This is a genomic window from Streptomyces xanthophaeus, assembly GCF_030440515.1.
In the GTDB taxonomy this organism is placed as follows: Bacteria; Actinomycetota; Actinomycetes; order Streptomycetales; family Streptomycetaceae; genus Streptomyces; species Streptomyces kutzneri.
Genome location: NZ_CP076543.1, coordinates 1481808 through 1501481, shown reverse-complemented (window position 1 = coordinate 1501481; position 19674 = coordinate 1481808). Strand labels below are relative to the sequence as shown.

The following is a 19674-nucleotide window of genomic DNA, read 5'->3' as shown; positions in this document are numbered from 1 at the left end:
CGTGTCGCGCACCCGGCCCAAGAAGAAGACCCAGCCCGACCCCGCCGCCCAGGCCTTCGCCGAGGGGCTTGCCCTGGTCAAGCGGAACCCGGCCCTCGCCGCCGTCGGCGGGAGCGTGTGCGAGCAGCCCAAGTGCCCCGGTACCCCCGCCGCGGGCATGGTCGCCGTGGACTCCAACGGCGTCCTCCACGTCCGCTCCGGCCTGCGCGCCGAGCCCGGCACCTGGGCCTGGGCCCTCGCCCACGCCCTGCTCCACCTCGGATTCGGCCACGTACCGGCCGCGGCCGACCGGGACCGCGTGCAGCCCGACCGCTTCGACCTCGCCGCACGCTGCGCCGTCGTCAACCGCTTCCTGCTGACGCAGCCGTCCGTCCGGCCCCCGGACGACCTCCCGGCCGAGTACCCCGGCGGTGACGAGGAACTGCTCGCGGCCCGCTGGCGCCGCGACGGCATTCCCGCCGCCTACGAGCTCTGCGGCACCGCCGGCGACCACCCCGACCAGCTCCTGGTCACCTGGCACGCATGGAACTCCACCCCGGTCCCCGACTGGGAGACCGCCTTCGCGCACGCCCTGACCCGCAGCGTCTCCGCCGCCATGGAGGTCGCCGGCGGGCGCCGCGACCGGGTCACGGGGCAGCGCGTGGCGCAGCGCCCGTGGGACCGCGCCCTGAACTGGTTCGTCTCCTCGTACCCGCTCCTCGGCGGCCTGGCCAGCGGCCTGAAGATCGTCGCCGATGCCGAGCTGGCCCGCGCCCAGGACATCGACATCGCCGCGGTCAGCGCCACCGCCGGGGAGATCTACGTCAACCCGCTCCGCAGCTTCGAAGAGGGGGAATGGCGGTTCATCCTGGCCCACGAGATGCTGCACGCCGCGCTGCGCCACGGCGAGCGCCGCGGCGCCCGGGACCCGTACCTGCACAACGTCGCCGCCGACTACGTGGTCAACGGCTGGCTCGTCGAGATGGGCGTCGGCGAGATGCCCGCCGGGCTGCTGTACGACCCGGATCTGAAGGACCTCTCCGTCGAGGAGGTCTACGACCGGATCACCACCGACCTGCGCCGGATGCGCCGCCTCGCCACCCTGCGCGGCAAGGGCCGCGGGGACATCCTGGGCGACCCGCTGCCCCACCCGGGCAGCGCGCCGTACGCCGACCTGGACGAGTTCTACCGGCGCGGCCTCGTCCAGGGCTTCGACCTGCACACGTACGGGGAGCGCGGCCTTCTGCCCGCCGGGCTGATCCAGGAGATCCGGGCCCTGGCCCATCCGCCCGTGCCCTGGGACGCCCGGCTCGCCCGCTGGTTCGACGAGTACGTGCCGCGCCCCGAGCCGGTACGGAGCTTCGCGCGCCCGGCCCGCCGCCAGGCCTCCACCCCGGACATCCCTCGGGCGGGGCGGTACTTCCCGCCCGAGGAGGTCGCCCGCTGCACCTTCGGCGTGGTCCTCGACACCTCGGGGTCGATGAACGCGGCCCTGCTCGGCAAGGCGCTGGGCGCGATCGCCTCGTACGCGCAGGCCCGCGACGTACCGGCGGCACGCGTCGTCTTCTGCGACGCCGCGCCCTACGACGGGGGCTATCTTCCCCCGACCGAGATCGCGGGCCGCGTACGGGTCCGCGGGCGCGGCGGGACCGAGCTGCAGCCGGGCATCGACCTGCTGCAGCGGGCGGAGGACTTCCCGCCCGGGGCCCCGGTCCTGGTGATCACGGACGGCTGGTGCGACACCCTGCGCATCCGGCGTGAGCACGCCTATCTGATCCCCCAGGGTGCCTCGCTGCCCTTCACCCCCAGGGGACCCGTCTTCCGCCTGACCTGACCTGACCTGACCTGATCTGACCTGAACCGGACCGGCCCGTGGCCGGATGCAGAACGCCCCTGACCCGCGGGTCCGCAGGTCAGGGGCGTGCCGGAGCAGATCGGCTCAGTCGAGGTAGTCGCGCAGCACCTGCGAACGCGACGGGTGGCGCAGCTTCGACATGGTCTTGGACTCGATCTGGCGGATGCGCTCACGGGTGACCCCGTACACGCGGCCGATCTCGTCCAGGGTCTTCGGCTGGCCGTCGTTGAGGCCGTAGCGCATGGAGACCACGCCCGCCTCGCGCTCCGAGAGCGTGCCCAGGATGGACTGGAGCTGCTCCTGGAGGAACGTGAAGGAGACCGCGTCCGCCGGGACGACCGCCTCGGAGTCCTCGATGAGGTCACCGAACTCGCTGTCGCCCTCCTCACCCAGGGGGGTGTGCAGGGAGATCGGCTCACGGCCGTACTTCTGGACCTCGATGACCTTCTCGGGGGTCATGTCGAGTTCCTTGCCCAGCTCCTCCGGGGTGGGCTCACGGCCCAGGTCCTGGAGCATCTGGCGCTGCACGCGGGCGAGCTTGTTGATGATCTCGACCATGTGCACGGGGATGCGGATGGTGCGCGACTGGTCGGCCATGGCACGCGTGATCGCCTGCCGGATCCACCAGGTCGCATACGTGGAGAACTTGAAGCCCTTGGTGTAGTCGAACTTCTCGACCGCGCGGATCAGGCCGACGTTGCCCTCCTGGATCAGGTCCAGGAAGAGCATGCCGCGACCGGTGTAGCGCTTGGCGAGGGAGACCACGAGACGGAGGTTGGCCTCCAGCAGGTGGTTCTTCGCGCGGCGGCCGTCCTCGACCAGGATCTCCAGCTCGCGCTTGAAGGCGGGCTTGTGGTCCTCCTCCTCTTCGAGCTTGTACTCGGAGAACAGGCCCGCCTCGATGCGCTTGGCGAGCTCCACCTCCTGCTCGGCGTTGAGGAGCGGCACCTTGCCGATGAGCTTGAGGTAGTCCTTGACGGGGTCGGCGGTGGCACCGGCCACCATGACCGTCTGCGCCGGGGCGTCGTCCTCGTCGTCGTCGGACAGGACGAAGCCCTGGGTGCCGCCGGCCTTGGGCGCCTCGTCCTCGGCCTCGTCGGCGAGGTCCTCGGCAGCCCAGTCCTCGCCCTCGACGACGGGGGTCTCGCCCTCGTCGGCGTCCTTGGCGCTGGTCTTCTTCGCCGCGGTCTTCTTCACGGCGGTCTTCTTGGCGGCGGTCTTCTTGACCGTGCGCTTCTTCGGCTCGGCGGCGGCCTCGGCCGACGCCTCGTCCCCGATGGCTGCGGCCGACGAAGCGGATATCGCCGTGGCGGTGGTGGTGACGGCCGTCGCCGCGGTGGTGGCCGCGGTCTTGCGGGCGCCGATGGGGCGCGGCGCCGCGGTGGCCTTCTTGGCCACGGTGCGGGCCGGGGCGGCGGCAGCCTTGCGGGGCTTCTTGGCGGCAGCCTTGGTGGCGGGGGCCGCGCTGACGTGGAGGGCGACACCCTCCTCGTCCAGGACCTGGTTCAGGCTGCGCAGGACCCGCTTCCACTGGTCCACCGGGATGCGGCCGGCCTCGAAGGCCTGGCGCACGTCGTCACCGTTGATGTGACCCTGCTCGCGGCCGCGCTCGACGAGCGCGACAAGGGCCTCGGATTCGGCGATCTCCGGAGGGAACGTACGGGACGGGCTGAGCGACACAAGGAGCCTCTCGTTGCGAACAGATTAAGGGTGGGCGGGACATCATCGCGCGAACTCGGGAAACAGACCCGAGGGGGGTCTGTATTCCGGGCCGCGCGAGGACACCTGTCGGTTCATCGCATGCCCGAGTCGATTCGTTACGCGCTGAATTGAGTGACCTGCGCCACGCTGTGGCCACGCAACCCGATCCGGCGCAGATCCGTCCGCCCTTCAGATCAGCCCGTTTTGCGGGCCTCGATGAGGAAGCGGGCGGTGTGAGCGACGAACGGACCTTCGCGTTCGATCCGTTCGTGGAGCTCACGCAGCCGGTCCCGGTACTGCCCGACCGTGAAGCCGGGCACCATCCAGATCACCTTCCGTAGAAAGTAGATCACGGCTCCGATGTCGTGGAACTCCGTGCGCAGACGTTCGGAGCGCAGATCGAGGACTTCGAGGCCGGCCGCGGTGGCGTCGGCGACCGCGTCGTCGGGGTGCCGGGCACGCCGGATCTCCTCCGGCTGCGGGCCGAGGAAGTACTCGACGAGCTCGAAGACGCTCGCCGGACCGACCTGCTGCGAGAGGTAGCTGCCGCCCGGCGTCAGCACCCGCGCGATCTCCTCCCACCAGATGGTCACCGGGTGCCGGCTGGTCACCAGCTCGAAGGCCGCGTCGCCGAAGGGCAGCGGCGGCTCGTCGGCGTCGGCGACCACCACGGCGCCCAGCGGGTGCAGCAGCCGCGTCGCCTTCTCCACGTTGGGTGGCCAGGACTCGGTGGCCGCCGTGAGCGGCGGCAGCGGAGCGCACCCGGCCAGCACCTCGCCGCCACCGGTCTGGATGTCCAGCGCGGACCGGACCAGGGTCAGGCGCTCGGCCATGAGCCGCTGGTACCCCCAGGAGGGACGCTGCTCGGTGGCCCGGCCGTCGAGCCAGGAGAAGTCCCAGCCGTCCACCGAGACGGACTCGGCCTCGGCGACAAGATGGTCGAAAGTACGCGTCATGCATTGATCGTCCCAGGTCGGACGCCCGACAACCACCGGATATGTCGACTACAGTGGTCGGCGGGCCGTGACTGGCGTTCGGGTGGATCACCACCGGGGAGCGGCCCGGCGTACCTGTGGACCTCCGGTACGCCGACTGCCGCGCGCCTGGGCGAACCGCGATCCGCAGCGACGTTCAGGAGACCCCGTGACGACTGCCCAGACTGCCTCTGCCTCTGCCCCTGTCACCGGCTCCGCCCGGCTGATGGACGGCACGGCCCTCGCCCGCCGCATCTCGGAGCAGACCGCCGCCCACGCGGCGAAGATCACCGAGCGCACCGGCACCGCGCCCTGCCTCGCGACCGTGCTGGTCGGCGAGGACCCGGCCTCCGTGACCTACGTCCGCATGAAGCAGAACCGCTGCGCCAAGGCGGGGATCACCTCCCGCCACGTCGAGCTGCCGGCCGGGACGACCACCGAGGAGCTGGTGGCCACCCTCACCGCGCTGTCCGAGGACCCGGAGATCAGCGGCATCCTGCTCCAGCACCCCGTCCCGCACCACATCGACGAGCGTGCTGCCTTCGAGGCCATCGCCCCGGGCAAGGACGTCGACGGGGTCACCATGCACTCCTTCGCCGCCATGGGCTTCGGGCTGCCGGGCTTCGTCTCCTGCACCCCCGGCGGCATCATGCGCCTGCTCGCCGCCTACGACGTGGACCTGACCGGCAAGCACGCCGTCGTCGTCGGCCGCAGCGCGATCCTGGGCAAGCCGGCCGGGATGCTGCTGCTGGAGCAGAACGCCACCGTCACCTACTGCCACTCGCGCACCCAGGACCTGCCCTCGATCGTGCGCCAGGCGGACGTGCTGGTCGCCGCCGTCGGCAAGGCCGAGTTCATCCGGGGCGAGGACATCAAGCCGGGCGCGGTGGTCCTGGACGCCGGTTACAACGAGGGCAACGTCGGCGACGTGCACTTCGAGTCGGCCGCCGCCCGGGCCTCGTTGATCACTCCGGTGCCGGGTGGTGTCGGCCCGATGACCATCGCCGTACTGCTGGAGCAGACCGTGCAGGCGGCCGCCGCGCAGGCCGGCCTGGACCTCGCGGAGCTCTGATCCCACCGCGCGGGTCCCGCGTACGACGCACGCCCGCGCCCCACGCGCACGCCCCGGCCGGCCATCGGTCCGGGGCGTCGCGTTTCCCCGGGGGCTGTGCGTCTCAGGCGCCGACCGGGTCGGGGTTCAGCTCCCGCGTGCCGGCGGTGGCCGCGTCGTGGGCCGCGGCGACGATGTCGGAGGTACGGAACGCGTCCGCCAGGGCGGTCAGGGGCCGCCGGCCCAGACGGTAGGGCTCCGGGATCGCGGCCGGCCCCGGCGCGGATCCGCTCGCGGCGGCGGCCTTGCGGTGGCAGGCTGCCGCCAGGACGGCCGCGTCCGCGACCGCGGCGGCCCGTGCCTCGCCCATACCCCGGCCCCGGGCCTCCTCGTACGCGGCGCTGCGCACCCGGGGGTCGAACCAGCCGGCCAGCGCCAGGATGCCGTCGTCGATGACCGACTCCCGGTGGATGAGCCGGATCCCCACCGGGGACCACCAGGCCAGCGGCACGGTCCGTCCCTGGGTCGCGGCGAATCCGCGCAGCGCCTTCCACAGCGGGCGCAGCCGCCGGTACTGGCTGAAGGCCAGCCATGTCGCCGACCCGCCCACCAGCGGCACGACGAACCCGGCACCGAGCAGCAGCCCGGCGGCCCCCGCCAGTGGCGGCGCCACGTCCGTCGACAGGAACACCAGGTCGTGGCCGGTCCAGCGAGCCACGACCGAGGCCCACTTGGCGGCCAGGTAGGCCAGGTCCATCAGCCCGGCGACCACGATCAGGGCCAGCCCCGTGCGCAGCGGGCGCATCGCACGGTCGGCGCGCGCCAGCCACTTGCCGCACAGCCAGGTCAGCGCCGAGGTGCCCAGGGTGTGCGCCACGAGGAAGCAGACGATCATCTCGCGGATCCAGGGCGTGGTCGCGTAGTACGTGTCCAGGTCCTGGAGCCGCTCCACCGGTGCGTCGCCGATCACGAACAGGACGACGATGGCCGCGGTCGCGGTGCCGAACAGGGCCGTGGTCAGCCGGGTGGCCCGGCGCACGGCCGCGGGCGGCCCGCCGCGCCACTGCAGCACCAGGACGACGCACAGCCCGGAGAACACCGTGCACAGGCCGAACACCAGGGGCGCGGAGAAGTTGACCACGCCGGTGTGACGGTTGACCGTGGCGATGGTCGACGGCGATGCGAGGAAGTTGATGGGTGCCCCGACGGCGAGCAGTGCGCACGCCGTCCGGTTCAGCGGCCGGTCCCGGTCCCGGCGCAGCTTCGGCAGCTTGATCAGCAGCGCCAGGACCATCAGGGAGGCGGGCAGGAGCGGCAGGAACCTGCCGCTCATCGGGCCTGTCCGACGGCGTCGGCGGGGCCGGCCGGGTCCGCCGACGGGCCCGTGCCGGCACCGGGCGTCGTGCCGGGCGCCCGGTCCAGCCCGGCGACGGCCCGCTCGGCGGCGGTGAGCGGCGGCGCCTTCAGCGCGCCCCGGTCCGAAGCGCGCAGGACGTGCCAGACCACCGACGGGTGGAGCCAGTGGGTGGGCGCGGTGCTCATGGTGAGGACCTTGAACAGGGCGGCGGTGAGCGTCTCGTCGGTGGTCGCTCCCGTCATCAGCCTGTTGACGTACACGTTGAGCAGACCGGTGCCGGCGCGCGGCTTGATGCCGGTGGCTCCCGGATACAGGATGTCCTGCGACGTGGCCAGCTCCCAGGCGGTGCTGACCTGCGGCGCGATGACGCGCTGCGCCTCGCGGCCGATCCCGGGGTGCTCCAGTCCCTTCGCACGCAGCAGGGTGCGTACGGCCAGGATCCCCTGGGCCGCGACGGTCATGCCCTGTCCGTACAGCGGGTTGAAGGTGGCGACGGAGTCGCCGACGGCGAAGAAGCCGTCGGGCAGCTCGGCCTTCTCGAAGTAGATCCGGCGGTTTGCGGTGCCCTGGGTGACGGCGACGTCCGTCAGGGGCTTGCGGCCCTCCAGGAGCTCCCCGACGATCGGGTCGCGGACGGCCTTGGCGAACGGGATGAACGCGTCGGGGTCGCCGGTCGGCTGGCCGCCGCGGGTCCCCGAGAGGGTGGCCTGCCACTGGCCGTTCTCGATGGGCACGATCGTGGCCGTCTGGCCCGGGACGGGCACCCGGGGGTCGGACTGGACGTTGATGATGGGGAAGCCCATCTCGTGGGCTCCGGCCGGGGCTTCGAAGATCCTCGTCGCGTAGACGAGGCCCGAGTCGACCTCGGCCTGCCGGATGCCGGTGACGCCGAGCGCCTGGAGCCAGGTCCGGGCGCGCGAGCCGCGACCGCTCGCGTCGACCACGAGGTCGGCGGTCAGGAGCCGGCCCGCTTCCTCCGGAGTGTCGACGAGGACGCCGGTGACCCGGGACGCCGTGCCCTCCAGGGCGCGGACCCGGCTCCGCTGGAGGGTGGAGACCCCCTTCAGGCCGGTCACCCGGGCGCGGATCACCGAATCGAGGAGATCGCGGCTGCAGGAGATGTTGAACTGCTTCTCCCCGCACCGCGGGATCCATCCCTGGGCGGACTTCGAGACGAGGTCGGTGGGCAGGCTGCGGCGGATGGCGCCCGCCTTCGTCCAGTCGGCGGTGATGCCGGGCAGGATCTGCTCGATGGCCCGGGCGCCGCCCGACCACAGCAGGTGGGTGTGCCGGGCCTGCGGGAGCCCACGGCGCGGGGCCGGCCCCTCGGGCAGCGGGTCGGCGTCGATGACGGTGACCGTGGCGTGCTCGGCGAGGACAGCGGCCGCGAGGAGGCCGGCCAGGCTGCCGCCTATGACGACGGCGTGGCGGGGCGGGGTGGACTGGTTCATCGTGGCGTGCTCTCTGTCAGGGCCGTGCTGAGGGCATCGGCGTGAGGGGTGCGGCGACCGGCTGGTGCGGGTCGCGGCGTGGCACGGGGCTTCCCCAGCCGAGCGAGGACTTGATGCGCTCGATGGCCTCGGGGAGCTGCTGTTCGCGGGGCGAGGGCAGGTAGGAGCGCAGGGTGTTGCCGAGGTGCAGGCCGAAGGTCTCGGCCCGGATCTCCGCCGGATCCCCGTGGTCGGCGCGGGCGGCGGCCTGCCGGACCACCGCGTCCAGCCCGGAGCCGGAGGTCAGCAGGTCGGCGAGACGGCCGGGGTGTCCGGCCAGCCGGGCAGCCACCAGCATGCCAGGACCGAGGCTGTCGCAGGTGCCCTCGTCCAGGTGCCACAACTCGTGGCACGCGATGACGAGCTGGTGTTCGGGCCGGGTGTGCTGCTCGACGACGATCAGGTCGACGTCGTCCAGCTCGAGCCACAGCCCGCTCGCGGTGTCGGGCGGGAAGGAGGTGAAATGGAAATCGACCTTCCGCTCTCCGCCGCGCCGCTCGGAGTAGGCGGCGCACAGCGCCCCGATGATCTCCCTGGCATCGGCCGGCGGCGTCAGGCGCGCTCCCTCCAGGAGTTCGGAGCCCAGCTTGCGCATGGCCCGTGTGGTCCTCATGGTGTTTCTCCCTCGGCGGCGGCGCCCTCGGTCGGCGCCCCGCTCTTCGTGCCCGGAACTCCGAGCTGCCCCTCGCGCGCGAGGAGGTCGTCCAAGTGGTCGGCCAGCGACTTCCAGCCCTGGGGCGACAGCCGTCCGGCCCGCGTGACGATGCTGCGTACGTCGTGCGCCCGCAGAACCGCCAGCATCGGGTTCTCCCGGTCCCGTACCGCCGACTCCAACTCCCCCTCGATCAGGGCGAGGGCGCTGGAGAGCGCCTCGGTGTCGTCGGCCAGCAGGAAGCCGCCCTCGACGCCGTAGAAACGCTGGATCCCGGCGGCCGCGGCGAGGTTGGGCAGGCCCTCGCCCTGGGCGAGGCGGGTCAGCGACTGCCCCGACGCGTCGAAGGACTTGGCGATGGCCGCCAGCGAGTGGGGCTGGCCGTCCTCCCGTACACGGGTGCGGCGCAGGTGCTCGAACCGCAGGTGCACCTGCTCCTTGAGCGGGAGCCGGGGCGGCCTTCCGTCGAGGGTGAGCCGGATGGCCTGCGGGGTCATGCCGGTGAGGTACGACAGGTGTTCCAGGTCGTCCCGGCCGTCGGAGACGGTGGTGGCTGACAGGGCGAGGGCCCGCTCCACCGCGCTCTTGCTGTCGGCGAGGAGGAAACCGGCATGGACGCCGAAGAACCGCTGCACACCGGCCGCGTGACCCATCCGGGGCAGCCCGGTACCGGCGTTGAGCGGCCCGAGAGAGGCGCCGGGGGCGTCGAAGTCGTCGGCGATGGCCGCCAGCGACCACTCCCGGCCGTGCTTGTCGCGCCGGGTCGCGCGCAGCCGCAGGAACCGCTGGTGCACCCGCCGCTCCAGCGGCGCCTCCACGGCGGTGCCCGCCACCACCTGGGGTACGCGCCCGGGTTCGACCCCGGACAGATGACTCAGCCGCTCCACCGCCAGCACCTCGGCCGGATCCTGCCCGTGCTCCTGCGCCAGTGCCCAGGTGCGGCGCCAGATGGCGGCGAGATCGGGTCGGGCGGCGGCTCGCACCGGCGGATTCTCCATATGTCGACAAGGCGTTCGAGTGATTCGGGCTCGGTGAAGCCTAGCCTCCCGCCCCTGACCGAACCAGGGGAACCCCAACGTTTCCTGCCGTACAGCTCAAAAAGGGTTGGCATCCCCCGGCCTGCGGGGCCGCACGGCAACCCCCGCCCGGGCAGCAGGTGTTGGACCCGCGCCGCGGCCGACGGAGCTGGCGCGGCGCGCAGCCGCTAGGATCGCGCCATGACCTCACATCAGGCGGATGCCGCGTAGATCCCCGCGCGTGCCGAGGGCCACCGCGCCCGACAGGCGGAGCGACGACGCGAAGAGCACGCTGTTCATCAGCGCGTGCCCCGGGCCGCCGGTGTGTGCGGCCGTCCACACCTACCTCTTCGTCGACGGCCTCGACGTGGTGGCCCGCAGCGACAGCGGGATGGCCGGTCTCGGACCGGGGCGGCTGCTCCGCCCGGGCGGACCGCTCCATCCGACTGACATGCCGCGCAGCGCAGCCGTGGCGGCCGGGGAACCACACGAACCGGGGTCGCCCCTGCTGACCATCCAGATCCGGCTCCGTGGCGAGACGGTCATCTGGTCCGACCTCATGTACGCGGGCCGCGACGGCACCACCGTCGACGAGGTCCGCTTCGGCCTGGAGCAGTACCTGGGCGAGATCGAGCGAGCCTACGCGGCGCTGCATGCCCACCTGTGAGGCCGCCCGTTACCTGGGAGGTAATCGACCCTCCCCGCAGGCCCCGGCACAGTGGACGCATCGGGTTCCGGGGCCGCGCACTCGGTCCCGGAACCCGTGTCCCACCTGGCCGTTCGACCTCGATGGAGGCTGATTCCCATGTCCGCGACCCCGCTCGCCGGCTTCGCCCGCACCCGCGACCCGCAGACCGCGCTGCGCCGCTTCCTCGCCCTCGACTCCGTCGTCACCACCGCCAACGGGCTCGCGTACGTCGCCTTCTCCGCCCCGCTCGGCCGGCTGCTCGGGGTCGGGCAGCCGCTGCTGCTCGAACTCGGGATCCTCCTCGTCGCGTACGGGGCCGCCGTCGGATGGCTCGGCTCGCGGCGGCAGCCGCCCGTCCTTCCCGTGAAGCTCGTCATCGAGACGAACTACGCCTGGGCCGCCCTGAGTCTCGCCTCCCTGGCGCTCTGGTTCGAGCCCACCACCGCCGGGCTGCTGTGGATCCCGGTGCAGGCCCTCACCGTGGCCGGCTTCGCCGTGCTCCAGCAGCTCGCCCTGCGCTCGGGTTCAGCCGCCCAGTGAGCGCAGGTACTTCACCGTCGCCGGGTCGGCCGGGAGCATCGTCTCGATGGCCAGCTCGGCGACGGTCACGTCCATCGGAGTGTTGAAGGTCGCGATGGACGACACGAAGGACAGCAGGTGCCCGTCGTGCTCGATGACCAGCGGCAGCGCGATGTACGCGGTGGGCTCCTGCGGGGCGCTGTCGCCCGGGCGCTCGGCGACCGGATAGGCCGACACCTCCTCGTAGAGGGCGCGCAGCGGCTCGGAGCGGGCCAGCGCGATCTGCCGCTCCATCTGGGCCAGCAGGTGCCCGCGCCACTCCTTGAGGTTGTGGATCCGCGGGGCCAGGCCCTCGGGGTGCAGGGTGATCCGCATGGCGTTCAGCGGCGGGGTCAGCAGGTGCTCCGGCAGGCCGTCCAGCAGCATCGCGATGCCCTGGTTGGCGGCGACGACGTTGTACACGGCGTCCACGACCAGGGCGGGATAGGGCTCGTACCCCGTCAGCAGGCGGGCGATGCCCTCCCGCAGCGTCTCCATCGCCGGGTCGTCCAGCGCGGTGTGCGCGTAGCGCGGGGCGTAACCCGCCGCCAGCAGGAGGGAGTTGCGCTCCCGCATCGGCACGTCCAGATGGCCGGCGAGCCGCAGCACCATCTCCTCGCTCGGCCGGGACCGGCCCGTCTCGATGAAGCTGATGTGCCGGGACGAGGAGTCGGCGCGGCCCGCCAGCTCCAGCTGGCTGATGCCGCGCCGCTCCCGCCAGGCGCGCAGCAGGGTGCCCACACTCGTCGTCGTCATGCGCACGACGTTAGCCGAGGAGGGTCAGCCCAGGTCGAAGACGTTCCGCAGACCGAGACGGTAGCGCCACCGGTCGTGCCGTTTGGCGGGCTCCAGCTCCGGCGCCCGGTACATCGGATGGACCGTGCACCGCGGCGCGCCCGAACCGTCCCGGTCGAGCAGGGAGTTGACGGCCGCGCGCGCCGACGCGTTGGCGCCTTCCATCGTCGCGAGGTCGATGTCGACGGCGACGTAGTCCCCGCTGAGGAAGAAGTTCGGGATGCGGGTGCCCGCGCTCGGCCGGTTGTGCAGGGTGCCGACCGGGTGGATCAGCAGCTCGTCCTGGTTGGTGGGGTGCGGGGTGCCGAGGCCGTCCACTCCCGGGTCCAGGAACCACGAGTGCAGTGTGGAGTCGCTCAGCAGGGTCCGCCCGGTGTCGTTGAGGGAGGCCTTCAGCTGCGCCCACACCTCGCGCGCCACCTCCTCGCGGGTGCACTGCTTGGCCGTCTTCCCGTACAGGATCCCCGGCTTGTCCCACTCGGAGATGTCCACCGACAGGCAGTCGACCGCCGTCCCGTCGCCGTAGTCGGCGGGGAAGTCGCGGGACGGCCAGTGCTCGGCCTGCTGGATCGCCGTCAACGACCACGGGGAGTCGATGCAGTTGAGGTGGCCGTGCACCAGCTCGGCCCGCTGGGTCAGATAGAACTGGATGCCGGTCATCCAGTCCGTCTCCAGCTTGTCGCAGCGCCCCAGCATCGGATCGGCGGCCCGCAGCGCCGCGCTCCAGGTGCGGCGGGCGTGCTCGACGGGCAGTGCGCTCACATAGTGGTCGGCGGTGACGGTCTGCGCGGCGCCGTCCGGTCCCTCGACGGCGACGCCGCTCACCCGGCCGCCCGCGTACCGCACCTCCCGCACGGTCCAGCCGATCCTGAACTCGACGCCCAGGGAGCGCAGATGGGCCTCCCAGGGGTCGATCCAGGCCTCGTTGGTCGGCAGGTTGAGGATCCGGTCGGGCGGGCCGTCCGCCCCGCGCCCCAGCAGGTTGAGGACGAAGGCCTCGCCGAGGGTGCCGACCGTGCGGGTGGAGGCCTCCTCGGCCTTGGTCGCCACGATGTTGCGGGTGATGCCGACGGCGAGGATGCGCCGGTACTCGTTCGACATCCGCTCCGCGCGCACGAAGTCCCACCACGGCGTCCGCTCCCAGACCTCCTCGCGCCGCTCGTCGCAGCTGGTGAGGAAGACCAGCACGCGGTCGACGAAGTACGCCGTCTCGTGCGGCGGGAGCCGGAGCAGAGTCTGCAGGATGCCGGCGAGGGCCCGCCGGATCTCCTCGGGCGTCAGCTCGGCGGGGGAGTGTCCGGGCCAGGGGATGGGCCCGCGCAGGTCCTCGCGCCCGGCCGCCCGGGCGAACATCATCTCGCGCGGGGCGACGAGGTTGTCCCACACCCCGGCCGCGTTCCCGGGGAAGGGGATGCGCCGCATGGTGTCGGGCAGGTTGTGGTAGATGCCGGGGATGAAGCGGAAGCCGTGCTCGGCGGGCAGCGGGCGGCGCCCGCCGCGGGCGCTGCCGGGCACGTCCATGCTGCGCGCCTTGCCGCCGAGGGCGCGGCGCTCGTACACGGTCACGGCGTAGCCGCGCTCGGCGAGTTCGTGGGCCGCCGTCAGGCCCGCCACCCCGCCGCCGAGCACCGCGACACGCCGTCCGGCAGGCGGTGGTACGGCCGCGGCGGCAGCCGCCGCCGGGGCTGCCCCCGGCCCGGTCAGGACCGCCCCGGCGGCGGCCGCCGCGCCCGCGCCCGCGATGAACGTACGCCTGGAACTTCCTGTGCCGGTCATGGCGAATGCCCCCTCGTTACCGCTGGTAACAGTGCGTTCGGCGCAGGAGCATATGGGGGGTGCGGCGGACCTGGAAGGTGTAGAAGTACCCGGGCGCACTATGGCGCGAAAGGATTGGTCCGGCGTGCACTGTGGGAACCTTGACTACACGTCACGGGGAAAAGGAGCCGGTGCATGCCGAGTGAGCCGTTGTCACAGAAGGAGATCGAGGACCGGTTGCGGGAGCTCCCCGGCTGGTCCTTCGAGGACGACCGGATCTTCCGCACCTACCGGCTGGGCACGCACTTCGCCGCGAGCGCCCTCGTCGTCCATATCGCCACGGTCCAGGAGGAGTTGAACCACCACTCCGACCTGACCCTCGGCTACAACACGGTCCGGCTCTCCGTGAACAGCCATGACGCCGGCGGGGTGGTGACGGAGTCCGACTTCGCCCTCGCCGAACGCGTCGAGGCCCTGGCCCCGGCCCACGGCGCGAGCTGATGACCACGCACATACCGTCCGTGAGATCCCTGCTCGACTACGACGCCGAGGCCGAGGCCTACGACACCACCCGCGGTGGCATCCCGCGCGCCGAGGCGGCGGCCGCCGCCGTCCTCGAACTGCTCCCCGCGGACACGCACACCCTCCTCGATCTCGGCTGCGGCACCGGCATCGTCACCAGCCGGATCAGCCGCCCCGCCCTGCGCGTCCTGGGCGCGGACGCCTCCCACGGCATGGCCGCGATCGCGGCACGGCGCGGCATCCCGGTGACCCTCGCCGACGCGGCCCGGCTGCCGGTCCGCCCGGAATCCCTGGACGCGGTCAGCGCGGTGTGGCTGCTGCACCTGCTGCGCGAGCCGGGACTGGTGCCGGCGGTGATTGCCGAGGCCGCCCGGGTGCTCCGGCCCGGCGGGGTCTTCCTCGCCACGGTGGACAAGGACTCGGCGCACGACGTCGGCAGCGACATCGACGCCGTCTTCGCCGCGCACCTCACCCCGACCCCCTCGGACGCCTCCGGGGAGGTCGAGGCCTACGCGGCCCGGGCGGGCCTGCTCGCGGTCGGCGAGGCCCTTTTCACCGGCCACGGGCAGGGCCGCACCCCGCGCGGCTCCGCCGAGTCCCTGCTCGCGGGCCGGTACGCCTCCCGGATCGTCCCGCGCGGTATCACCGCGCAGGAGCTGGCGGCCCGGCTGGAACTGCTGCCGGACCAGGACGTCCCGCGCGCGGAGCCGACGTACCGCATACGGAGCTTCGTACGCGTCTGACCCGCGGGAAGAACCGCGCGGACCCGGACCCGGACCCGGGCCGGGATCCGTACCCGTACCCGGCCCCGGACCCCGACCCGGATCCCGTCACACGTCGAATTCGGCCGGGTCCGGTCCGATCCGGCGGCCCGCCGCGCCCGCGCCCAGGGCGTCCAGAGCCGCCATGTCCGCGGCCGCCAGTTCGAAGCCGAACACGTCCAGGTTCTCCCGGATGCGCGCGGGCGTCACCGACTTCGGGATCACGATGTTCCCGTGCTGCAGGTGCCAGCGGAGCACCACCTGCGCGGCGCTGCGGCCGTACGCGGCGGCGATCGCCGTCACGGCGGGGAGGGTCAGCAGCTCCTTGCCCTGGCCCAGCGGCGACCAGGCCTCGGTGGCGATCCCGCGCCGGGCGTGCACGGCGCGCAGCTCGGCCTGCGGGAAGAGCGGGTGCAGCTCGACCTGGTTCACGGCCGGGACCAGCTCGCTCTCGGCGGCGATGCGCTCCAGGTCGGCCGGGCGGAAGTTCGACACGCCGACCGCCTTGGCGCGCCCGCTCGCCGCGATCTCCTCGAAGGTCTTCCAGATGGCGACGAAATCGTCGCGCATCGGACGCGGCCAGTGGATCAGGTACAGGTCGACATGGTCGAGGCGCAGCTTGGCGAGGGAGTCGTCGAAGGCGCGCAGCACCTGGTCCCGGCCCCACTTCTGCTTCGGGCCGTTCCACAGCTTGGTGGTGACGAACAGCTCCTCGCGGGCCAGCCCGGAAGCGGCGACGGCCTTTCCGGTGCCCGCCTCGTTGCCGTAGATGGCGGCCGTGTCGATGCTGCGGTATCCCGCCTCCAGGGCGGTCCCGACGGCGCGCTCCGCCTCCGCGTCCGGCACCTGCCAGACGCCGTAGCCGAGCTGGGGCATGAGCGTGCCGTTGTTGAGCTTGATGGCGGGGACCTGGTTCACGTCTGGTCGTTCCCTCACGTCGGTTCGTCGCTTCGTCGGTGCGGCGGCGGTGGAGCGTCGCACGAGGGGCGACAACCGGCCCCTCGTGCGACGTATTCCCGCCATCCGTTCCGTACGCACCCTCATGCGGACCCGAGGTACGCCTCCCGCACCAGCGGGTTCGCCCGTACCTCGGCCGCGGTGCCCTCGGCCAGCACCGTCCCGAGGTCCAGCACGACGACCCGCGCGCACAGCTCCATCACGAAGGCCACGTTGTGCTCGACCAGCAGCACCGCACAGCCCTCCCGTTCCGCCAGCCGCCGCACGACCTCCGCGAGCCGGTCCCGCTCGGGCGCGGACATGCCCGACGCGGGCTCGTCCAGCAGCAGCACCCGCGGCGGATCGGCCACCGCCCGGGCCAGTTCCACCATCCGGGCCTGCCCGACCGGCAGCCCGCCGGCGTACGAGGCCCCGAGCGCGCCGATCCCGCAGTCGGCCAGCACCCGCTCGCCGCGGGCCCGGCGCTCGCGCTCCCGGGCCCGCCGGGCCGGCAGGGCGAGGAGATCGGCGGCCGGCCCGCCGCCGCCGCCCCGCCACTCCTGCGCCACCAGCACGTTGTCGGCCACGCTGAGCTGCCCGAACAACTGCTGCCGCTGGAAGGTCCGGCGGATCCCGTGCCGGGCCCGCCAGACGGGGGAGCGGCGGGTGACGTCCGCCCCGTCCAGCAGCATCCGCCCCTGGTCGGGGCGGCGGATCCCGGACAGCACGTCGAACAGCGTGGTCTTCCCGGCGCCGTTCGGCCCGATCAGCCCGCACACCTCGCCCGCGCGGACCCCGAGGTCCACGCCGGTCAGCGCCCGGACACCGCCGAAGCGCACGCCGACCCCGCGGGCCTCCAGTACGTACCCGCCCTCGCTCATGTCGCCATCCCCAGGTAGGCCTCGGTGAGCCGGTCCGCCTCCACCTCGGCCCGGGGGCCGCACCAGGAGACCCGGCCCTGGGAGAGGTAGGCCACGGTGTCGGCGATCCCGAGGATCTCGGCCGCCTTCTCCTCCACCAGGAGCAGTGCCGTCCCGGCGTCGCGGAGTTCGGTGAGCAGCGCGTACACCTCCTCCACCACCCGCGGGGCGAGCCCGAGCGAGGGTTCGTCGGCGATCAGCACCGAGGGCGGCCGCTGGAGCAGCGGAGCCAGGGCCAGCATCTGCTGCTCCCCGCCCGAGAGGGCTCCGGCGGGGATCCCGCGCCGTTCGGCGAGCCGGGGGAACCGTGCGTAGACGGCGGCCCGGGCGTCTGCGTCCCGGAGGTACAGGGCCAGGTTCTCCTCGATGGTGAGCGCGGGGAAGATCCCGCGGCCTTCGGGGGCGAGCAGCACCCCGGCCCGCGACCGGCGTACGGCCCCGTCCCGGGTCGCGTCCCGCCCGCCCACGTACACCGCCCCGCCCGTGGCGGGCAGCAGCCCGGCGGCGACCCGGCAGGCGGTGCTCTTCCCGGCCCCGTTGGGCCCGAGCACGGCGAGGATCTCGCCCGCGCGTACGGTGAGATCGACCCCGTGCAGCACGAGCCCCCCGTCGTACCCGGCGGTCACCTCGCGCAGCTCGAGGGCAACATCAGCCCCGCCAGGGGGCCCCTCCCAGCGGTAGCTGGGGGAGATTGAGGCGCGGGGGACCGGGGGCGGAGCCCCCGACGGGTCCGGGGCGGAGCCCCGGGAAGCGGCGGCGGCGCGCCGCCGCGCGCGCCGCACCGGCACCGCCGCGCAGTACCCGTCCGGGTCATTGGCCAGGGCCAGCCCGGCCAGGCCGAAGAGGATCACCGGCAGGTGCGCGGACTCCGTCACGTAGTCGGACAGCAGCCGCGGTGCGACGGCGAACACCAGCCCCGCCACCACCGCGTACTGCGGTCTGCGCACACCCGCCGCCACGACCACCGCGAGCCACACCAGCCCGGTCATCGCCGTGAAGTCCGTCGCGGTGATCCGGGTGTTGTACGACGCGTACAGCACGCCCCCGAACCCGGCCAGCCCCGCCGACAGCGTGAACAGCAGCAGTTTCGTGCGCAGTACGGAGACCCCCGAGGCGACCGCCGCCGCCGGGGCCGACCGGACCGCCAGCATCGCCCGCCCCGACGGGGAGTTCCGCAGGGCGGTCAGCCCCGCCGCCACCAGCGCGACCAGGACCACCAGGGCCACCCCCAGCGCCCGGTCGTCGGAGAGGTCCACCGGTCCGAACACCGGCCGCGGGATCGGCCACCCCGCATCGCCGTTGCGCAGCCAGCGCAGCTGGAACAGCACCTGATCGGCCAGGAAGGCCAGTGCCAGTGTGGCCAGGGCCAGGGACCTGCCCCCGAGTCGCAGTGCCGGCAGGGCGACGAGCGCCCCCAGCACCGCCGCCGCGCACGTGCCCACCGCCAGCGCGGCCACGAAGGGCCAGCCCCGGCTCATGAGCAGCCCGGCCACGAGCGCGGCGCCGGTCACGAAGGTGCCCTGCGCCAGCGACACCATCGCCCCGAGCCCGGTCACCACCGTGAAGGACATGAACACGAGCGCGATCGCGAGCCCCTGCGCCAGCAGGCCGCTCCAGAAGGGGGTGGTCACGGTGTAGAGCGCCACGCACAGCGCTGCCGCGCCCGCAGCCCACACCCCCCACCGCCGCCGCCACGAGGCCCCGGCCAGATGGTCGACCGGCGGCGCGTCGACGGCCGCGACCCCCGCCGTACGTGCCGTGCGGGTCAGCACCAGCAGCCCGCCGAACAGGATCAGGAACGGTACGGCCGTCCGGAAGCCGGTGACGGACTCGGCGAAGGACGCGTACCCGGCCACCAGGTTCTGCAGCACCCCGAGCCCGAGTCCGCCCGCGAAGGCGAGCGGCACGGAGGCGAACCGTCCGATGACCGCCGCCGTGGCCGAGACGAACAGGAACAGGGTGAAGTCGTGCGCGGACAGCCCCAGCAGCGGGGTCGCCAGCACACCCGCGAGCCCCGCCAGGACCGACGCGATCATCCAGGCCACCGACGACAGCCGGTCGGCGCTGATGCCGCGCAGCTCGGTCAGTGAGCGGTTGTCGACGGCGGCCCGCAGGTGCAGCCCCAGACGGGTATGCCGCATCAGCACCCACAGGGTCACCGCCACCAGCGCCGTCACCACCCAGGTGATCAGCTGGTCGGAGTCGATGCCGACGCCGTCCGCGAGCTGCCAGGACCTCGCCGGGCTGGGCCCCACTCCCGGCAGCCCGAACTGGTTCTCCGCGGGCTTCACCGGCGCACCCGCCTCCGCCAGCAGTTCCACCGCCCACAGCCCGGCGGCCGGCAGCGCCACCAGCAGCCCGATGGTGGCCACGATCTGCGCGGTCTCGCCGACCCGGGCGAGCCGCCGGAACATCAGCCGGTCCAGCCCCCAGCCGAGACCGGGGGCCAGGACGAAGACCACCAGCAGGGCGGCCGGGACGGCGGGCCAGCCCAGCCCCGAGTGCAGCTCGTAGAAGGTGAGCGCGCACAGGTAGGCGGTGGCCCCGTGCGCGAAGTTGAACAGTCCGGACGCCGAGTACGACAGCACCAGCCCGGTGGCGAGCAGTGCGTACAGGGCGCCGGAGACCAGACCGCTCAGCACGAAGACGAGCAGATCCCCCATG

17 protein-coding genes and 1 riboswitch are annotated in these 19674 nt (G+C 73.1%); of the genes, 6 read left to right on the top strand and 11 right to left on the bottom strand.

Annotation, left to right across the window (positions count from 1 at the left end):
• The first annotated feature begins 1 nt into the window (after position 1).
• A complete protein-coding gene (locus KO717_RS06490) occupies positions 2-1813 on the top strand; it encodes a vWA domain-containing protein (protein WP_301374390.1) in 1812 nt (603 codons plus the stop codon).
• Positions 1814-1918: 105 nt separating this feature from the next.
• Here KO717_RS06490 and KO717_RS06485 read toward each other — a convergent pair whose 3' ends face one another.
• Together KO717_RS06485 and KO717_RS06480 are read right to left on the bottom strand one after the other, a co-directional pair.
• A complete protein-coding gene (locus KO717_RS06485) occupies positions 1919-3514 on the bottom strand; it encodes an RNA polymerase sigma factor (RefSeq protein ID WP_301364924.1) in 1596 nt (531 codons plus the stop codon).
• A 215-nt stretch (positions 3515-3729) separates the two neighbouring features.
• Entirely contained in the window at positions 3730-4491 is a 762-nt protein-coding gene (locus tag KO717_RS06480; protein ID WP_301364923.1) for a class I SAM-dependent methyltransferase, read from the bottom strand.
• Between the two features lie 57 nt (positions 4492-4548).
• A riboswitch (ZMP/ZTP riboswitch) is annotated at positions 4549-4651 on the top strand.
• An 84-nt stretch (positions 4652-4735) separates the two neighbouring features.
• Between KO717_RS06480 and KO717_RS06475 the strand changes: the two genes are divergently transcribed.
• Positions 4736-5581, top strand: a complete 846-nt coding sequence (locus KO717_RS06475; protein ID WP_301374389.1) for a bifunctional 5,10-methylenetetrahydrofolate dehydrogenase/5,10-methenyltetrahydrofolate cyclohydrolase — start codon at positions 4736-4738, stop codon at positions 5579-5581.
• A 103-nt stretch (positions 5582-5684) separates the two neighbouring features.
• On the opposite strand, the gene KO717_RS06470 is transcribed toward KO717_RS06475, so the two are convergent.
• Genes KO717_RS06470 through KO717_RS06455 form a run of 4 tightly spaced genes read right to left on the bottom strand, consistent with a single transcriptional unit; the run spans position 5685 to position 10042 of the window.
• On the bottom strand, positions 5685-6893 hold the full coding sequence (locus KO717_RS06470; RefSeq protein ID WP_301364921.1) for an MAB_1171c family putative transporter: 1209 nt from the start codon (positions 6891-6893) through the stop codon (positions 5685-5687).
• Complete coding sequence (locus KO717_RS06465) at positions 6890-8368, bottom strand: NAD(P)/FAD-dependent oxidoreductase (RefSeq protein ID WP_301364919.1); 1479 nt, start codon at positions 8366-8368, stop codon at positions 6890-6892. The genes KO717_RS06470 and KO717_RS06465 overlap by 4 nt, the downstream gene beginning before the upstream one ends.
• A gap of 16 nt (positions 8369-8384) precedes the next feature.
• Positions 8385-9020, bottom strand: coding sequence for a toxin-antitoxin system, toxin component (locus KO717_RS06460; RefSeq protein WP_301364917.1), 636 nt, complete (start codon positions 9018-9020; stop codon positions 8385-8387).
• A complete protein-coding gene (locus KO717_RS06455; RefSeq protein ID WP_301364915.1) occupies positions 9017-10042 on the bottom strand; it encodes a hypothetical protein in 1026 nt (341 codons plus the stop codon). Before KO717_RS06455 ends, KO717_RS06460 begins: the two co-directional genes overlap by 4 nt.
• 253 nt (positions 10043-10295) lie before the next feature.
• Here KO717_RS06455 and KO717_RS06450 point away from each other — a divergent pair, with 253 nt between their 5' ends.
• Positions 10296-10742 (top strand): hypothetical protein, encoded by a 447-nt coding sequence (locus tag KO717_RS06450; RefSeq protein WP_301364913.1) that lies wholly within the window; start codon positions 10296-10298, stop codon positions 10740-10742.
• Between the two features lie 138 nt (positions 10743-10880).
• The gene (locus KO717_RS06445) at positions 10881-11303 is read left to right on the top strand and encodes a hypothetical protein (RefSeq protein WP_301364912.1); all 423 of its coding nucleotides are present in this window, start codon (positions 10881-10883) and stop codon (positions 11301-11303) included.
• Here KO717_RS06445 and KO717_RS06440 read toward each other — a convergent pair.
• Together KO717_RS06440 and KO717_RS06435 are read right to left on the bottom strand one after the other, a co-directional pair.
• Positions 11289-12077 carry a helix-turn-helix domain-containing protein gene (locus KO717_RS06440; RefSeq protein WP_301364910.1) on the bottom strand — a complete coding sequence of 263 codons (789 nt, stop codon included), beginning with the start codon at positions 12075-12077 and terminating at the stop codon, positions 11289-11291. The two genes, KO717_RS06445 and KO717_RS06440, sit on opposite strands and share 15 nt — an antisense overlap.
• A gap of 24 nt (positions 12078-12101) precedes the next feature.
• Positions 12102-13892 carry a hydroxysqualene dehydroxylase gene (locus tag KO717_RS06435; RefSeq protein ID WP_301364908.1) on the bottom strand — a complete coding sequence of 597 codons (1791 nt, stop codon included), beginning with the start codon at positions 13890-13892 and terminating at the stop codon, positions 12102-12104.
• Between the two features lie 174 nt (positions 13893-14066).
• Between KO717_RS06435 and KO717_RS06430 the strand changes: the two genes are divergently transcribed.
• Positions 14067-14372, top strand: coding sequence for a 4a-hydroxytetrahydrobiopterin dehydratase (locus tag KO717_RS06430; RefSeq protein WP_301364906.1), 306 nt, complete (start codon positions 14067-14069; stop codon positions 14370-14372).
• On the top strand, positions 14372-15136 hold the full coding sequence (locus KO717_RS06425) for a class I SAM-dependent methyltransferase (RefSeq protein ID WP_301364904.1): 765 nt from the start codon (positions 14372-14374) through the stop codon (positions 15134-15136). The genes KO717_RS06430 and KO717_RS06425 overlap by 1 nt, the downstream gene beginning before the upstream one ends.
• Before the next feature lie 87 nt (positions 15137-15223).
• Here KO717_RS06425 and KO717_RS06420 read toward each other — a convergent pair whose 3' ends face one another.
• The 3 genes from KO717_RS06420 to KO717_RS06410 form a co-directional block, all read right to left on the bottom strand.
• Entirely contained in the window at positions 15224-16072 is an 849-nt protein-coding gene (locus KO717_RS06420; RefSeq protein WP_301364902.1) for an aldo/keto reductase, read from the bottom strand.
• A gap of 122 nt (positions 16073-16194) precedes the next feature.
• Positions 16195-16971, bottom strand: coding sequence for an ABC transporter ATP-binding protein (locus tag KO717_RS06415; RefSeq protein WP_301364901.1), 777 nt, complete (start codon positions 16969-16971; stop codon positions 16195-16197).
• Positions 16968-19673, bottom strand: coding sequence for an ABC transporter permease subunit (locus KO717_RS06410; RefSeq protein WP_301364900.1), 2706 nt, complete (start codon positions 19671-19673; stop codon positions 16968-16970). The genes KO717_RS06415 and KO717_RS06410 overlap by 4 nt, the downstream gene beginning before the upstream one ends.
• Position 19674: the final 1 nt, after the last annotated feature.

Coding starts and splice junctions, on each gene's coding strand:
- KO717_RS06445 (WP_301364912.1), top strand. CDS start 10,881: ATGTCCGCGACCCCGCTCGCCGGCTTCGCCCGCACCCGCGACCCGCAG.
- KO717_RS06425 (WP_301364904.1), top strand. CDS start 14,372: ATGACCACGCACATACCGTCCGTGAGATCCCTGCTCGACTACGACGCC.
- KO717_RS06440 (WP_301364910.1), bottom strand. CDS start 12,077: ATGACGACGACGAGTGTGGGCACCCTGCTGCGCGCCTGGCGGGAGCGG.
- KO717_RS06480 (WP_301364923.1), bottom strand. CDS start 4,491: ATGACGCGTACTTTCGACCATCTTGTCGCCGAGGCCGAGTCCGTCTCG.
- KO717_RS06410 (WP_301364900.1), bottom strand. CDS start 19,673: ATGGGGGATCTGCTCGTCTTCGTGCTGAGCGGTCTGGTCTCCGGCGCC.
- KO717_RS06475 (WP_301374389.1), top strand. CDS start 4,736: ATGGACGGCACGGCCCTCGCCCGCCGCATCTCGGAGCAGACCGCCGCC.
- KO717_RS06430 (WP_301364906.1), top strand. CDS start 14,067: ATGCCGAGTGAGCCGTTGTCACAGAAGGAGATCGAGGACCGGTTGCGG.
- KO717_RS06470 (WP_301364921.1), bottom strand. CDS start 6,893: ATGAGCGGCAGGTTCCTGCCGCTCCTGCCCGCCTCCCTGATGGTCCTG.
- KO717_RS06435 (WP_301364908.1), bottom strand. CDS start 13,892: ATGACCGGCACAGGAAGTTCCAGGCGTACGTTCATCGCGGGCGCGGGC.
- KO717_RS06415 (WP_301364901.1), bottom strand. CDS start 16,971: ATGAGCGAGGGCGGGTACGTACTGGAGGCCCGCGGGGTCGGCGTGCGC.
- KO717_RS06465 (WP_301364919.1), bottom strand. CDS start 8,368: ATGAACCAGTCCACCCCGCCCCGCCACGCCGTCGTCATAGGCGGCAGC.
- KO717_RS06460 (WP_301364917.1), bottom strand. CDS start 9,020: ATGAGGACCACACGGGCCATGCGCAAGCTGGGCTCCGAACTCCTGGAG.
- KO717_RS06450 (WP_301364913.1), top strand. CDS start 10,296: ATGCCGCGTAGATCCCCGCGCGTGCCGAGGGCCACCGCGCCCGACAGG.